This is a genomic window from Pseudoalteromonas sp. 2CM39R (assembly GCF_023161845.1).
The window spans coordinates 20,059-37,167 of record NZ_JALNTM010000010.1; the positions used below are offsets into that span (position 1 = coordinate 20,059).

A 17,109-nucleotide genomic window follows, 5' to 3' on the forward strand; every position below is an offset into this window, starting at 1 on the left:
GCCATGCAAGAACACAAAAATCAGCCACTCAATGACTTTATTGAGTACCCTCATGACGAGATGCTAAAACGCGCCGAAGAGTTTTTAGCCGTGAGTCAGCGTCGCCATAGTATTCGCAGCTTTAGCGACCGCCCAGTGCCAAAAGAAATAATCGAAACCTGTATTAGAGCGGCTGGCACTGCACCGAGCGGTGCCAATCATCAACCTTGGCACTTTGTAGCAATACACAGCAGCGATGTGAAAAAACAAATTCGAGAAGCCGCTGAAAAATTAGAGCGCTCATTTTATGAAGGTCGCGCAGGTGAAGAATGGTTAGATGCCTTAAAACCACTTGGCACCGATGCCAGTAAGCCCTACCTTGAGCATGCACCTTGGCTAATTGCCGTGTTTAGTCAAAAGAAAGGCGGGATTTCTGCCGATGACAAAAATACCAATTACTATGTTCATGAATCTGTTGGCCTAGCAACCGGCTTTTTAATTCAAGCACTACACAGAGCTGGCCTTGCAACCCTTACGCATACACCAAAACCAATGAGTTTTTTAACCGAAATTTGTGGCCGCGATAAAGATAATGAGCGCCCTTATATGCTACTTATTGCAGGCTACCCAGGCACAGATGCAACCATCCCTGAGCATGCCTTAGTGAAAAAGTCGCTAGACGAAATAGCGACCTTTATTTAGTTTTAAAATCAACAGCCAGCACATCACCCGGGTTTAAACCTGAAACGATGTGCTGCTTGCCATCAAGCATTTCGCCAAGGCGCACATAGCGACGCACTATCTGATTATTTTCAAGTAAATAGACCATACTCAATTGGCCATATTGGTGCACCCAGCTTGACTCAATCAACACCCCTTTTTCAGTGGCGAGCGGTAATTGTAATTGCGCATAAAGCCCAGGCATTAATCCAGTTTGCGCATCTGTTTCTAAACGGATTTCCATACTACGCGCAGCACTATCAGCAACAGGCACAATTTCTGTCACTGTGGCAGGCATTGACGTAGATAAAGCAGGTAATTTGACCGTTAAAGTTTGACCAACATTCAGCTTAATTGCTTGTTGTTCTCTGACATTAAATGCTAATTGCAATTGTTGAGGGTTATACAGTGCGAGTAATGGTGTGCCAGGAGTTGCGGTATCCCCAGGCTCTGCAAAGCGCTCAACCACAACACCTGAAATCGGCGCTTTAATTTGCGTAAAACTCAGTGCAACTTGCGCTTGTGTTTGCTGCTGCTTAGCAATCGCTAGGTTCGCTGTTAAGTTATCGAACCTTGCTTTTGCATCGTCGTATTCGCTAACAGATACCAAGCCTTGCTTGTATAAGTCGTTAATACGCTTTAGTTGTTTCTCAGCTTGAGTTAGCGATGCATTAATCGCATTTATTTGTGCTTCGCTTTGAGCAAGTCCTGCTTTAAAGTCATCTTGCTGCAAAGTAATTAGCACGTCACCTTGTTTTACAGTATCGCCAGCGCGTACATTTAAACGCTCAACTTGTGCCATTACACGAGAAGAGATTTGCGTATTTTGTTTTGCAATCACGGTGCCCGGTACAACTTCATCACGAGCAATATCTGCCAGTGTCACTGTCACTAACTGACCAGTATAATCATTTGCCGATGGGTTTTTCATGCCTGCAGCTTGCTTATCAGAAAAACTGCCCGCCATGTAAAGTACCGCCACAATAATCACTGATAACGCGATAATTGAACCAATAAGTTTTGATTTACCTTGCATGAGCTTGTTCCTCTTTGGCTGCATCCTTTGCAAACACTAAATAATAAACCAGTGGCACAACAAATAATGAGAACAATGTTGATGCCACAATACCAAAAATAATTGCGATCGCTAGACCGCTAAATACCGGATCTAGGGTGATCACCAAGTTACCTAATAAGGTGGTTCCCGCTGTGAGCAACACAGGGCGCATACGCACGGTGCCTGCGGCGATTAAAGCCTGTTTAATTGCCATACCTTGGCCGCGAGCTTGATTAATAAACTCAACTAAAATAAGTGAGTTACGAACCACAATACCGGCAAGTGCAATCATGCCTATCATGGCTGTTGCGGTGAATAGCACCGGCTCTGGAGCACCTGCAATAGTGCGTTCTCCAAATTGATTTAATAGCCAAAAGCCCGGCATGATCCCTATTACAGTTAATGGAATAGCCGACATGATGATCAGTGACAAACTCGCAGAGTTTGTTTGAATGCGTAAGATGATGAAAATGGCTGTTAGCGCAAACGCAAAGGCAATGCCCATATCTCTGAATACATCAATGGTAATTCGCCATTCGCCTTCACCACTAAAGGTCACGTCAGTGCCAGCAGGTAATTGCCAAGCTTGGCTACCACCATTATTGAAAAAGTGCCTACTTTGCCAATCAGTTTGGCTAAATTCGTCAGCGCTAATACCTAAGTCGGCATTGACGTCAGCAATAATTTCAGCGGGTGTACGGCCATTTAGCTCAGCCATTACATACACAACATTACGCTGATCTTTACGCATAATTGGCTTGGCAACATCTTGATGCTGAAATTCACCTAACTCAGAAAGCGCCACCAGCGGACGTGGTGCACTTTGTAGCCCAAATTCATCACTGGTTTTTGCAAGCTCCCTATCACCACGAACTTGTAATGCCAGCAATTGAGCAAATTGGTTACGATCTTGATAAGGCAGTTGTAACTTTATATCGACAGGGTCTGTTTCGCCGCTAACATATAACACCCCAACATTTTGTCCATGTGAGGCAATGGCTAAGGTCTGGGCAATATCTTGCGTAGAGACCGCCGACAATGACGCTTTACTTTTATCGGTAACAAAACGCTGTAACGGCGCATTGGCAGCAATACTGGTATCAACTTCAACCACATGCGGCTCTTGCTTTAACCTTGCAGCAACAGCAAGTGCTGCTTGATAGTGAGTGTCTGTATCAACAAATGGCTCACTGTAAACCTCAGCCACTAAGGTACTTAAAACCGGCGGACCAGGTGGTACTTCAACCACTTTAATTACAATGCCATCGGTTGCCAGTGGCGCTAATGCGGCACGCAAGCGCATGACCACGCCATGAGATTGATGATCACGCTCAGTTTTATCGAGCAGTAATACTCTGAGCTCAGCTAAATTAGCAGCTTCACGTCGATAATAACCACGCACCATACCATTAAAGTCCATGCTTGATGGCTGACCAACGTAGGCTGCCGCCTCGCTTACTTCATTTAATTGCCAAGTGATGGTTTGTACTTGTCGAGTGAAAGCGGCGGTTTGCTCAAGGCTCGTGCCTTCTGGCATATCAATTAAAACTTGCAACTCGTTTTTATTATCAAACGGTAATAGCTTTAGAGGCACTGCACGCATTACGGGTAACATGGCACTGGCGACAAACAAAGCTAATGTGGTCCATAGTACGAGTTTGGCGCGGCCTTTAGACTCGAGTAATGGCGATAACATGCGCTCATATAAACTATGCGGGTTAGCTTCTAGTTGCATGCTGTCATCAACTGGCGCTTTCAGTAACTTCATGGCCAACCATGGCGTGACAAAAAATGCCACTATGGTTGAAACCATCACACTGACCGGCACATTGAATGCCATCGGTGCCATGTACGGCCCCATCATGCCTGTGATAAACGCAAGTGGGATAAATGCCACCATAATGGTCAATGTAGACATAAAGAGCGCCACACGAATTTCGCTCATGGCATCAACTATGCGTTGTTTTTTATCGCCTTTTTTCGTTAAAAAACGACTTATGTTATCTATCCCAGTAATGGGATCATCAACCAATAAACCTAAAGAAAGTATTAGTGCAAACAGCGTGACTCGGTTAATCGTATAGCCAAAGGCAAAATCAAGTGTCAGGGTGATGCCGTAGCAAATAGGTACCGCTAGCCCCACAACAATCGCTGGTCGCCAACCTAGAAATACGCCAACAAAAATAACCACGGTAAATACCGCAAACACTAAGCTCGATGTAAGGTTATTTACTTTTTCATTCGCGGTTTGGCCATAGTCACGCAGTACGGTGTAGCCCACTTCATCTGGTAGTAGATTAGCCGATAAACTGTCCATCATGCTGTGCACTTCATTGGCTACAGCTACCGCATTGGTACCTGCTTGTTTAGCGACACTAATTGTGACTAAAGGAAGTTGTTGCTGGTTATCTGAATGAGCCAACCATTGATAACTTTGTGCTTCGCTTGGACCATCACTCACCTGGGCCACATCATTTAGGTAAACACTCTTACCGTTTACCACGTTGACAACAAGCCGTTCAATCGCAGATTGAGAACGTAAAACATCACCCACTTGTAAGGCAATTTGCTGCTTACCCTCAACAACACTGCCCACATTCACTAATTGGTTAGATACGCTAAGCGCATAATACACATCGGTTAATGTTGTTTGGTGTGCAGCGAGAGCGCTTGCATCAAGGTTAATCGTTAATTGACGTGTTCGACCAGCAATCACTTTCACTTCGCTGGTATTTTCAATGCGCTGTAAGCTGTTAGCGATTTCGTTGGCAAAACGGGTTAGTTGATAGTCATCGTAAAGTTTTGGATCTTTACTAAATAAGCCTAGCATGACTATTGGCACATCATTCACTTCAACCGGACGTATTTGCCATGAGCTGATCACTGACGCCATCGTGTGTTGATAGCTATAGAGTTTAGCGTAAGTGTCGAGGATGGCTTGCTCACGGTCGTGACCAACTTCAAAGCGAAGAGTAACAACAGCAGCATTACTTTGTGTGGTCGAGTAAATATGCTCAACGCCCGTTAACTGCGCCAATAACTTCTCCAATGGTTCAGTTACCAGCCTAGCTACTTCTGGCGCTTCGACGTTTGGCGCTGCCACATATATATCAAGCATAGGAACCACAATTTGCGGCTCTTCTTCACGGGGTGTTTGCTTTAATGCCATTAGGCCAAGCAGCACCGACATAATAAAAATAATGACAGGGAGGCGGCCGCTCAAGCTGTTTTTTACTGCATTATCGATAGCATTCATTGCTTAATTACCTTTGCAAAATAAGCCATGTAGGGTCGCTAAGATTGATACCACATTTTCATCAACCACGCGGTAATAAATAGTTTGGCTTTCGCGTCGAGTAGCAACTATCTGAGCTTTTCTCAGCGCCGCTAAGTGTTGCGATAATGCTGACTGCGCCAATGGCACTGCTTCATTTAATTCGCTCACGCTCATTTCACCATCTTGCAGCGAACATAAGATCATCAAGCGATTCTTATTCGCCAATATCTTTAGCATTTGCTCTGCTTGTTCCACATTGTCGGCCATAGCCGCAAAATCGATGTTCATAATCACACTACTCTATATTCTTAAAATACCGCTAAAGTATAGATTGATATATTAGAAAAGTCTAATATTAGAATTTACTAATGTAGTATTATCTAATATATTAAATACATCACTCTGTTATCGAGGTCTTATTATGAAACTAAATGACGCGCTTCGCTTAATTGCTGGTGTAATGATCTGTATTTCATTGTTGCTGCAACAGTTTCACAGTCCGCTGTGGATTTGGTTTACGGTGTTTATTGCTCTAAACTTAATTCAATCGGCATTCACTAAGTGGTGCCCAATGATCACCATTTTACGCAAACTTGGCATGGAGGATTAGTATGCTGACCCCAATTCCTGACTTAATGAAAATTATTGCCCCAAACCAGCGCCGCATTAGCGCTGACCAAGCAAAACAAGAATTAAGCGAAAACCACGGTTTATTAATAGACGTACGAGAACCTGCTGAGCATGCAACTAAAGCAGCAACAGGTGCAATTAATATCCCGCGTGGTGTACTTGAAATGAAATTAATGGAAATTGAAAAAGATCCTGCAAGACCCATTTACTTACACTGTGCAAGTAGTGCCCGCGCCACACTAAGTGCCGAAGCACTGACTCGTGTTGGCTACGAAAATGTCACTGTAATCACCTGTAATGCAGAACAAATTTGTCAGGTGTTTTAACTTCATAGAACAGTAACACTGGTCGGATAAGCTCGTACTTTTCTACTTATAGGTACAGAGCAATGACTTTTACGCGCAGACGCTTTTTAAAAGCATCGGCGGCTGGTTTTGGAGCCGCCGTTTTATCTTTTGGTTTAACGGGCTGTAGTCTTAATGACGATGATGACGAAACTACAAAGCAAATCCCTGTCAGCTTTGATCACGGTGTTGCCAGTGGCGACCCGCTCGCTGACAGTCTAATTATTTGGACTCGCATAACACCTCTTGAAAACGTCACGAGTGTTAACGTAGTTTGGCAAGCCTCAACAGATGCTAACTTTACAACCATAAGCCACGATGGCGAAACGCAGGTTAGCGATGCAACTGACTTCACCTTAAAAGTTGATCTGCAAGGTCTCGATGCCAACACCACCTATTACTACCGCTTCATAAGTAATGGTAAAACCTCACCTACTGGAGCAGGTAAAACACTTCCAACCGACAACATAGAACAAGTAAAATTTGCCGTTGTCTCTTGCGCTAACTATCCTGCTGGCTACTTCCATGTGTATGGTGAAATCGCAAAACAAACCGATTTAGATGCAGTACTGCACTTAGGTGACTACATCTATGAATATGGTAATACAGGTTATGCCACTGAAGATGCCGCCGAACTTGGCCGTTTATTACCTGATGACAATAGCGATGAAATCATTTCTTTAGCGGATTATCGCAAACGTTACGCCCATTACCGTAAAGACGATAACTTGCAAGCTGCCCATAGTCATTGTGCATTTATTACTGTTTGGGACGACCATGAAATAACTAATGATACATGGCATAGTGGCGCTGAAAATCACAACGACGGCGAAGGTGAATTTAGCGAGCGCAAAATGCATGCGTTACAAGCCTACTTTGAATGGATGCCTATCCGTAATGTTGCCGATAAAGAACGTATTTATCGACGCTTTGAGTTTGGTAATTTAGTTTCATTACACATGCTCGATACCCGTGTTTTAGCTCGCGACGAGCAAGTTAATTATGCAGATTTCGACTTAACCAGCAGCCAAGGACAAACTGACTTTGTTGCAGCAATTAGCTCACCTACTCGTGCTCTATTAGGCAGTGAGCAACTTACATGGCTGACTGATGGTTTAACGACAGCAACAACACAATGGCAAGTGCTTGGGCAACAAGTTCTGATGACAAAAATGCATTTGCCATTCGAGATTTTACAGTTACTAATGAATATTCAAGTGACTCAAGCAAACGGAGCTGATCCATCTGCATTACTTGCACAAGCAAATACCTTATTTAGTGAGCTTGCGCAAATTAAAGGGCGCGTATTAGCTGGCGATCCAACAGTTACTAGTGAGCAGCGAGCACGCGTAGAAACAACAGCGCCTTATAATCTTGATGCATGGGATGGCTATGCTTATGAACGAGAGGTAATACTTGGGACTGCAATTGCTGCACAAAAGAACTTGGTGGTTTTAGCGGGTGACACGCATAACAGCTGGGCAGGACAATTAGTCACTGATGCAAGTAACCCTGTTTCTGCTAAAGCTGCAGCTGGTGTTGAGTTTGCAACATCTTCGGTTTCTTCTCCAGGTCTTGAGAACTACTTAGCGTTAAATACGCAACCGAGTGAGGCTGTCGCACAAATTGAGCAAGTTATTGCATTACTGGTTAACGACTTAGCCTACAACAACTTAGTTGAACGAGGCTACTTAACGGTCACCTTTACTCAACAGCAAGCGCTTGCCCAGTGGCATTATGTAAGTAGCGTTAAAACAGCCGATTACACACTGCTTAACGAGCGTAAAAAAGCGCTCAGCGTACAAGCTGGTAGCTCTACTTTACAAATGGCTTAACGCTTTTCATCTAATAGCGTAACTAACATTTGCTCAATGTTTTTTACGCTATAAGTAAGTGAGCGCAGCAGTTCTAACTGAGTATCTTCAGGTTGATGTTCAGCCTTAGCACTGCTGCTTTGAGTCATTTCATCTTTTTGTTTCAAGATTGCTTCACGAAACGTCTCAGCATCAACCACTCCGAGCAATGATACCAATGCACCTTGTCCTGATTGACCTGCCGTTTCAAAGCTCAGTCGATAAAGGCCAAATTGACGCATTAAAGGACCTTGGCTAAGTGCCACATCGGTTATTTTTTCAAGTGGGATCGATTTTTCTTCTTTAAAGAAGACACCTCGTTTTACCACTAACTTGCGCGTTAAAAGTGTGGCTGACATCGCCGCTAAAATACGCCCAGACACCAGCCAGATTATTAACGCAACTATGGGAATGAAAGGGATCCCTACCATACTAATCACACAGGTAAAAATACCCAGTAATAACCAATATTGTTTTACTTTTGGATCAAAGCTAGCACTCGTTACACTGGTTTCTGTCATCATAGGCTCCTTGATAGAGAGTTATGACAATATACAAACTTTTCATTAAATACAAAAAAAGCCGAGCAAAAGCCCGGCTTAAGGGTACTGCAGGGAAAGCTATTCCACTGCTTCAACCGTCACTGTTAGTTTACTCAGATCAGGTCCTTGCACTGTAAAACGATAATCGCCAGCAGCTGCAATACTCAGAGCGATATTGGCGCCAACCGCTTCTAGTAAAGCCGCTTCGCCAAGCACAGCAACAGGGGCATCACCACTGCCACCGTAATCTACCGTATTCCAGTCTTCAGAAGCGACTTTAAACTCATAGTCATCGGCTTCTAATGTCATGGTGGTACTGTACATCGCATCACCAGCATAAATCAGTGGGTTATCTGTGCTCCAATCATTTACACTGCCACGTAAGTACACTTGAGTTTCGCCAAACATTTCTGCATTGAATACAGTCATAAGTGGTTCTTCAAGGTTACTGGCATCAAACACAAACTGATATTGACCATCACTTGCAATATCCATTGTCATATTTGCGCCTTTTACTGCGAGTAGTTTTTCAGTACCCACTGTAACCGCTGCACTACTTTCACCTGAGCCATAATCCACTGTGTTCCAATCTTCAGAGGCCACTTTGAACTCATAGCTACCCGCAGTTAACTGTTTAGTGAAGGTATAAACACCTTTACCTTGATACATCAACTCGTCACTGGTACCCCAATCGTTTAAGCTACCGCGTACATAAATTGGCGTACCAACAAATGGCTCTTCATTATAGAGCTTAAGTACTGGGTTTTCGGTGTCTGTGGCATCGAATGAGAACACATAAACAGCATCCATTGCCGCCGTAAAGGTCATATTGGCACCACTGCGTGTTAGCGGCTCATCTTCGCCTTCGATCACTTCAGCAACATCAGCAGAAAGCGCACCAAAATCAACAGTAGACCAATCTTCAGAAGCCACTTTAAATTCATAGCTACCTGCTGTTAGAGGAATCGCAATTTTGTACTCGCCATTCCCCACATATTCAAAGCTATTTGCCGTACCCCAGTCATTTAACGAGCCACGAACATAAACTGTTGTGCTACCAAATGGCACAATATCTGGCGCACCCACAGTCGCATCGGCACTTAGGCCTTCGCCTTGTGCATCAGCTTGTGGTTTCACAAACACAGCAACAGTATATGGTGGAACATTAAAGGTACCTTCGCCTTCACCAGCTATAAAGCTTGCTGCTGACATACTTGAGTCAACACTCGCTTTTAAAACAGGGTGAAGCTCAAAACCCGCAGCCGTTGATACCGTATGCGATAAGCTCTGCTCCGTACCGTTCATCACCACGACAATGGCATCGTATTGGCTATCTAGGTCAGTCAACCCAACGCCATCATCGGTACTCATCACGACTAACCCTTGCTGTTGACGCTTACCAATATTGTGGAAGCCAACGCGGTCTAAAATGTCTTGCTCTGTGGTTAAACTAAATAATGGGCTGGCACTACGAATTGCTAAGAATTCAGTAAATACATTACTTGCGTACTCAATGTCGCTTGCCATAGCTTGTGCATTAGGATTTGCTGAAATAGGCGCAATTTCGCCCCACTTCGCTTGGTTATCTTGCTCAGGAGGTAGGCCTACATTCCAGTTATTGGTATCCATACTGAAATCAACAAAGTTGAACCAATCACCAGAATCATAACTATTACGATCCATTGATTTAGAACGTAGCATATCAGCACCCATTTGCATAAATGGAATACCTTGGCTCATCAGCGGCATAGCTAAAGCCATATTGTGAACACGCACACGCTCTTCAATACTTAAGTTAGTGCCATGTTTATATTGCAGCTGATCCCATAGTGTTTCGTTATCATGCTTGGAGACATAGTTAATGCTGTCAGCCGGGTCAAGGGCGTAAGCCGCTGGCTGACCACTCCAGCTAAAGCTGCTGCCTTTTGCTGAATTACCTTTAAAGTCTTTAAGAATGTAGTTTTGTAAGTTACCTGCCAGTGATAAACGCAACGTATCTTGCTCAGATAAATTGCCATCTGTGACATTATTACTAAAGAACGCACCACCACGAATTGCCTCACGGATACGGTCATTAAAGGTGCCTACTTCACTGCCAGCCATATCCATTTGTTTAGCTTGCACAAATAAACGGTTATCAGCGACTTCACCAAAGTTCCACCCTTCACCGTAGAAGTAAGTATCTGGGTCAACCGCTTGTACTGCACTAAGCGCGGTCATAATTGACGCTTTTGGCATATGCCCCATCACATCAAAGCGGAAGCTATCGTAACCAAAATCACGGGCTAAAATCACCATAGAATCAGCGACAAATTTGTCCATCATGACATGTTCTGTTGCTGTATTTTCACAACAGGTTGAACGCTCAATATCACCAGAGGTTTCGTTGTATCTGTGGTAATAACCCGGAACGAGTTTATCGAACACTGATTTATCCCAAACACCTGATGAGGTCGTGTGGTTGTAAACAACATCAAGCACGACACGTAAACCAATTTCTTGTAAAGACTGGATCATCGCACGCGTTTCTTTGACTCGTGCAATACCTTCAGGTGATGAAGCGTAAGAACCTTCAGGCGCAATAAAGTGATGCGGATCATAACCCCAGTTAAAGCTATCAACACCACGCATTGCATTAGCAAGTGCTTGAGCATCATCAGAGCCTGGTAGATATGACGCCATTAAATCAACTATCAAAGCACTCTTATCTTCGGTTTTACATGCATCGGCATCATCCTCAATGCGGCTACATAAATCACCTAAGGTTGCAGTAATATCAACACGCTGACTGGCATCTTCATCAATGGTGCCAATATCTGTCAGTGGTAGTAAATGGAAATGGGTTAAGCCATTATCTGCCAGCTTTTTGAGATGTTGCATTGGTGCGCTATCAAGTTCAGTAAACGCAAGATACTTACCACGGTTTGCTTCACTGACGGTTTCATCACGTACACTAAAATCACGCACATGGCCTTCGTAAATGACCGCTTGCTCAGGGTAATCAACCGTTGGCACCATACGCTCATCCCAGCCGGTTGGTTTAGTATCTTCATCATCAAGGTTGATCAGTTGGCTATATAGACCATTGGTTGAAACGTTTAATGAATAAGGGTCTGTGCTCCATAAGCTTTCAATTTGCTTAGTCGTAGGATGATAAACATCAAACATAAAGCGGTAGTAATGGCGATCGTGACTGATATCGACATTGCTAGACCAAATACCCGTTGTGCTATCAAAGGTCATAGCAAGTTGTTCAAGCTCTGTTTTATCAGCATCATACAGCGCTAATTTCATATTGCTTGCAGTCGGCGCCCATACCGACACATCAATGCCATTATTGGCGTAATGCACACCTAGTTGTGCTTCATTAGCATCACTTTCGCCACTGGTGTATAAGTCATCGAGGGCTTTAGCGGCTTGCACATAAGTGGCTTCTGTTAGCTTGCCATCAGCATCATAGCCTGCCACAACCAGTTGTTGTTTAATAAGCTCTTTTGCAGCGGCGGCATCCCAGTTACCTTGGTATGCATTCCATCCAGCAAGGTGCGGCACTTTAGCGATTTGTTCATCGCTTAAAGATGTCGATGTAAGCTCAACCACTTGACCATTTAACTCACCAGTATCTTCATCGACAGCTAAATCTGCACTGTTTGATGAGTGTAATTTAATGATGCTTGTCAGCTCATTACTTGGCTGGTAAATCACAGTAGATAAATCAATCCAATGCGCTGAAGCACCAGAAATACTCACCGGGCGCTCACCTAAGCTAACAATTGGATATTCAAATACTGATGGTTCACCATGAATGGTAAAGTTCATACGTTGGAACTTTTCATCGTCCTGCATCAATGGCATTTTTAAATCAACATCACCAAACGCTTTGCCAGACCCTTCGGTACCAATATGCACGATGAAGTTAGCACACTCGTTGTAACCCTCTTTTAGTTTTACAATCCAGTACGCACCATAGTTAGGATCTATACCATCGTATTCATGACCATTGGCCCAATCAGTGGCATCAAACGGCGCTGCGTACGCATCACAATCATCATTATTCCATGAGTGTAATCGATAGCCTTCGTAGGCATCATCACTGGTGCGGTTATAGAATAAGATGGCTTCGTCGTCTGCAGGGAAAACCACAGGATCAGGCAAAGTGGGATCAGCGCCTACTACGCAGCTTTCATTATTCTCATCGGGTACCGTTGGTGCCGGACAACTAATCGGTGGTGGATCAACACACTCAGTCCCCGCTTCATTGGGAACTTGCGGGACACTACAGGTCAATAAAACTTGCCCTGAATCTATATCGTTACTAGCGCCACCACCACATGCAGTTAGCAAAACCATGCTACATGCAATCAGTAAGCGGCTAAAATTAGCTATTATTTTCATATTATTATCTCCAACTTACTGATCAATGGTTATAGGTAAAACCTAGATAAAACTGACGACCAAAGAATTGCGTGGTGCCTGTTTTACTGGTTGTTCCAAAGTAGCTTTGTGTTGGTTCATCGGTTAAGTTATTCACTTGTAATAACATGCCGAATGAATCTGTGAACTGATACGACGTTTGGAAATCGACAACCGTTTCTGCATCAAAATTCACCACTTGCTCATTGACAGCAACTTGCTCTGAAACGAAATCATCGCGATAACGCACATTCAAACGTGTTTCAAAGTTTTCATAGCTGTAAAAAAGTGTGCCGTTAAAGACATTGTTTGAAAGGCCAGGCAAGTCTTGCGACACAGAATCACCACCTAAATCGGTAATAGATTGCACCTCACTCTCGGTATATGAGTAACTGGCGTTAATGCCTAAACCTTCAAACGGTGAGGGTAAGAAAGAGAAAACTTGCGTATAGGCAAGCTCAATACCACGAATATAACCGCCTTTGGCATTGTTAACCGCAGTTGTGTACACCCCATTCGTGGTTTCGATTTGCTCACCGCTGACAGGGTCAACAATGTATTCTGGTACGTTAAAACCATTACCTTTAAAGTCAAAGTTCTCTATAGCTACCGTATCTATGAATGAGTCGATATTCTTATAAAACGCAGCAACAACCAGTGCACCATCGGTGTCTTCAAAGTATTGCTCGTACGAGATATCGTATTGATCAGCATAGAAAGGTTTTAAGAATGGGTTATTAGTACTTGAACCGTTAATTTCGCCGTCATTGTTAACCGATGCACTGGCATCACCCGCTAAACGGTTAATCGGAGCACGCGCCATCACTTTTGCCGCAGCAAAACGAATTTGTGTCGCGTCACTGACTTTAAAGTTCAGATTTAATGAAGGCAGGTAGTCAGTGTATTTAATACCTAACACGCTTGGTGCATAAAGGTCGTTAACAATGCCATTGTCATCAACAATATACTGCGCACCGAGTTGTGGGTCGCCACCGACGTTTTCGAGTACCGTCGCTGACTGATCGGTATCTACTCGGCGAATACCAATATTACCTGTAACGGGTAGAGTGCCAATTTCAGTATCAATGTTAAGCATCAGATAGGCTGACACTACTTCTTCATACACTGAGCCACTTTGTAACATGGTCCATGAGTAGTTAGTGGTATAGCCTTGCGCATCTGGCTCACCATCACCATCTAAATCCACAACACCATCGGCGTTACCCCAGGTCTGTACTGGCTGCGGAGTCCCACCAGGAAACCATGCGTTGAGTGCTTTATCTAAATCTATCGCTAGGTAAGATGGGAAATAACTAAACTCACCTTGCCAATCAACTACGGTGGTCATGTCATCGGTAAGGCGAAGCGGTGGTTGAGTCGAAGAAAATGCACCATCGTTACCGTATTCAAATACAGAGCGATTATTGCTGTACTCACGGTCTGAATAACGAGCGCCAAATTCAATGGAGCTAAACCAGTTATTCTCTAACTCATACTTAAAATCGAGTCGAAATGCTTTTACTTCATCTTCATTTTCATACGGATAAATACCGTATTTACTGACCATAACGCGGTCAATATCGCTAAATGCGTCGGCTTGGTTAAAACCTACATCAGGCAAGTTTAAGCCATTCAATTGATAGTTAAGCGATACATTGGTATCGAACACAGGGTTCTCAACGGTGGCATCTTCTGCTACCAATGCCCAAAGTAAACCATTGCGAAAATTACTCTTAGCACGTGATAGCGACACGTCAGCATTGACGTTCAAACGCTCAGTAACTTGCCAGTCGGCATTAATGCCATAGCTGTCTACTTCATCAAAGTCTTGGTTATCATCATTAACGATTTCAACACGGGTAAAGCTATTTGATGTGCGGTTAATCGCACCACCAATCACCGCATTACCATCTAGTACTGGATTAGCATACACCGCAGACGGACCACCAAACTTAACCCGAAAACCACGGGCAAATGATTCGCTATCAAAACGCGATAAAAACGCATCACCTTTTAGTTTAAAGTTATCGGTTGGGACCCATTCAATTGAGGTTAAATAACCATTACGGGTTTCTTCACCACCTAAGTGCTGAAGCTCAAAACCTTCACTGATGTATTCATTAGCAGGGTTATCAGCAGGGCCATCGGTATCATTTGCTAGCCCATCAACATCTTTATTACCGTTATATGCTAAACCGATAAACTGAGTCGCCACACTTGGTTGGAATAAGCGCGCGTAACCCAGTGCGACACCTAGCGTATCATCAAGAAACTTGCCTTGGTAAGAAAAGCTAATACGGTCGCCATACTCCGTGGCATCAAATACCTCTGAAGCACGGTCGTTATACATACCACGCACATTCGCAGTAAATTTGTGTTGCTGGTCATTATCCAATGGGCTGGCTGTTTGTAGCTCTACCGTACCTGCTACGCCCCCTTCAATAAGTGATGCTTTTGGCGACTTGTAGACCGCCGCGGAGCTGATTAACTCAGACGGGTATTGGTCAAACTCAATACTGCGACTACCACTAGTAGATACTTGCTCTCGACCATTTAATGTCGAAAAAACAAATCCACCAGATAAACCGCGAATGTTGATTTCGGCAGCTTGGCCACCGGTCCGTACCGCCGAGATCCCCGGTAGACGTGTTAATGCATCAGCCATAGACACATCAGGTAATGCCCCTAAGTCATCGGCTGATAGTTGCTCAGAGACAGTGTCGCTAAAGCGTTTTTGATTTAATGATTGAATTAAGCTGCGACTAAAGCCGCGCACTTCGATTACTTCTAGCTCAGGATCGATTTCCTTTGCTGATGTGCGTTCTTCTTCCGTCGCCGCTATTGCACTATTTGCTGCCACTAAAGCCAGCATAAGCGCACTTAGCTTGAATTTCCCCATTGGATTTCCACCCTGTTGTCGTTGGAGGTGTTGTATTTGTGGTTATTGTTGTTGTCAAAAAACAACCAATAAAGTGTAACCAAAAGGTAAATATTGTGTGATGAATACGTATGCAATAGGAACTTGCTGGGGAGAGCAGCGATCACAACCCTTTTTTATTAGTGATGTAATCGCAATATAGAGGGATTTATAGAGTAATAACAACGCGAACAGCTAAGGCAATAAAAATCACCCCTAGCAATTTTTCGAGCCATGGATTTGTCTTGGTGAAACCAAAACGCTTTTTTGATATTTCGGTTAACAGTGCAACAAGTAGATACCAGCCTGTATCAAGCACAAATACCGTTAAACACATGATTAAACCAACTTGCAAAGTCAGGTTCTCAGGGTCAATAAATTGCGAAAACAACGCTAAAAAGAACACCGCAAGTTTTGGGTTTAAAAAGGCAATAGCAAAGCCATCTTGCAGCGCGCTGCGAGGGCTCGGCTTAGTCTGCTCAACATTCAGTGTTTGCGAGCTGGGCTTAGCTAACAGAATACGAATACCCAAATATGCGAGATAGGCTGCACCGCCATAGACCAGCACTTGATAAAGCGTTGGTACCTGAGTCATCAGCGCACCTAAACCTAGTAACGAGGCACATGCATAAAAGCCAACCCCAATACCGTGGCTCAACGCCGCTAACATGCCGTTCTTCATACCACCGTGTAAACTGTGTTTTAAAACCACAGCTAAACTCGGCCCCGGCGACATTGCCCCCATCACGCAAATTAAAACTAAACTCAACCACTCAGTTAGTGTCATTATTCGTTATTCTCAATTAGTAATAAAACGGATGTTATCTGACCATAAACCCCAGTGGCAGTGGTGATGGTTTTCACTTGCCAGCCAGCTTGGCCTAATTCGAACACCCGTTGATTTAATGCATCAATATCGATGCCGCCGAAAAAGCGCTTCTTTTTAAACTCAACTACTTTTTGCATGTTAGTCCATCAGTTGGTATTCAAAGTCATAATGATGAATACCCGATTCAATTCGAATTGCCATTTTACCACAGAGACCTTCAAGCTCTCCTGCGCCAGAGTCAGGCACCACTTCTAAAATCAATCGGTCAGCACCTTTATCCATAGTACCAAAATGTTGCAGCACAAAACTGCCTTGCTTACCTTCTAAGCTACCAACAACCTGTTCTATCGCTACATAACCTGCGCTCCCCTGAGTTGCAGTCATGGCACTGAGCATTTCGCCTTGGCTTGTTGCCTCTAATGGACCTGAAAACTGTTTATCAATCGACATGCGTCCCAAATTTACGCCATCTTGCCCTGTGGCATAGCCGCCAATTGGGTTTAACTTTACGGTGAATTGACCACTGATCGTTGTAGATTCCATACTAA

13 protein-coding genes are annotated in these 17,109 nt (G+C 43.8%); 4 read left to right on the forward strand and 9 right to left on the reverse strand.

What is annotated here, in order from left to right:
- Positions 1-3: 3 nt before the first annotated feature.
- Positions 4-681 (forward strand): nitroreductase family protein, encoded by a 678-nt coding sequence (locus tag MTF66_RS21265; protein ID WP_055198623.1) that lies wholly within the window; start codon positions 4-6, stop codon positions 679-681.
- Here MTF66_RS21265 and MTF66_RS21270 read toward each other — a convergent pair.
- The 3 genes from MTF66_RS21270 to MTF66_RS21280 are packed head-to-tail and all read right to left on the reverse strand — an operon-like array spanning position 674 to position 5,321.
- The gene (locus MTF66_RS21270; RefSeq protein WP_188730929.1) at positions 674-1,735 is read right to left on the reverse strand and encodes an efflux RND transporter periplasmic adaptor subunit; all 1,062 of its coding nucleotides are present in this window, start codon (positions 1,733-1,735) and stop codon (positions 674-676) included. The two genes, MTF66_RS21265 and MTF66_RS21270, sit on opposite strands and share 8 nt — an antisense overlap.
- Positions 1,725-5,012, reverse strand: coding sequence for an efflux RND transporter permease subunit (locus MTF66_RS21275; RefSeq protein ID WP_248528534.1), 3,288 nt, complete (start codon positions 5,010-5,012; stop codon positions 1,725-1,727). The genes MTF66_RS21270 and MTF66_RS21275 overlap by 11 nt, the downstream gene beginning before the upstream one ends.
- A 3-nt stretch (positions 5,013-5,015) precedes the next feature.
- Entirely contained in the window at positions 5,016-5,321 is a 306-nt protein-coding gene (locus MTF66_RS21280) for a metalloregulator ArsR/SmtB family transcription factor (RefSeq protein WP_054562831.1), read from the reverse strand.
- Between the two features lie 133 nt (positions 5,322-5,454).
- Between MTF66_RS21280 and MTF66_RS21285 the strand changes: the two genes are divergently transcribed.
- From MTF66_RS21285 to MTF66_RS21295, 3 genes are all read left to right on the forward strand, one after another.
- Complete coding sequence (locus MTF66_RS21285; RefSeq protein WP_054562832.1) at positions 5,455-5,643, forward strand: DUF2892 domain-containing protein; 189 nt, start codon at positions 5,455-5,457, stop codon at positions 5,641-5,643.
- Between the two features lies 1 nt (position 5,644).
- On the forward strand, positions 5,645-5,989 hold the full coding sequence (locus MTF66_RS21290; RefSeq protein ID WP_054562833.1) for a rhodanese-like domain-containing protein: 345 nt from the start codon (positions 5,645-5,647) through the stop codon (positions 5,987-5,989).
- Between the two features lie 62 nt (positions 5,990-6,051).
- A complete protein-coding gene (locus MTF66_RS21295) occupies positions 6,052-7,842 on the forward strand; it encodes an alkaline phosphatase (protein ID WP_248528537.1) in 1,791 nt (596 codons plus the stop codon).
- On the opposite strand, the gene MTF66_RS21300 is transcribed toward MTF66_RS21295, so the two are convergent.
- From MTF66_RS21300 to MTF66_RS21325, 6 genes are all read right to left on the reverse strand, one after another.
- A complete protein-coding gene (locus MTF66_RS21300) occupies positions 7,839-8,381 on the reverse strand; it encodes a PH domain-containing protein (protein WP_248528867.1) in 543 nt (180 codons plus the stop codon). The genes MTF66_RS21295 and MTF66_RS21300 overlap by 4 nt on opposite strands.
- 99 nt (positions 8,382-8,480) lie before the next feature.
- Positions 8,481-12,797 carry an alpha-1,6-glucosidase domain-containing protein gene (locus MTF66_RS21305; protein ID WP_248528539.1) on the reverse strand — a complete coding sequence of 1,439 codons (4,317 nt, stop codon included), beginning with the start codon at positions 12,795-12,797 and terminating at the stop codon, positions 8,481-8,483.
- A 22-nt stretch (positions 12,798-12,819) separates the two neighbouring features.
- Entirely contained in the window at positions 12,820-15,714 is a 2,895-nt protein-coding gene (locus MTF66_RS21310; protein ID WP_248528541.1) for a TonB-dependent receptor, read from the reverse strand.
- Positions 15,715-15,901: 187 nt separating this feature from the next.
- Positions 15,902-16,519, reverse strand: a complete 618-nt coding sequence (locus MTF66_RS21315) for a LysE family translocator (RefSeq protein ID WP_248528544.1) — start codon at positions 16,517-16,519, stop codon at positions 15,902-15,904.
- Complete coding sequence (locus MTF66_RS21320) at positions 16,519-16,698, reverse strand: DUF4177 domain-containing protein (RefSeq protein WP_054554414.1); 180 nt, start codon at positions 16,696-16,698, stop codon at positions 16,519-16,521. Before MTF66_RS21320 ends, MTF66_RS21315 begins: the two co-directional genes overlap by 1 nt.
- Before the next feature lies 1 nt (position 16,699).
- On the reverse strand, positions 16,700-17,104 hold the full coding sequence (locus MTF66_RS21325) for a DUF3224 domain-containing protein (RefSeq protein WP_054562838.1): 405 nt from the start codon (positions 17,102-17,104) through the stop codon (positions 16,700-16,702).
- Between the last annotated feature and the right edge of the window lie 5 nt (positions 17,105-17,109).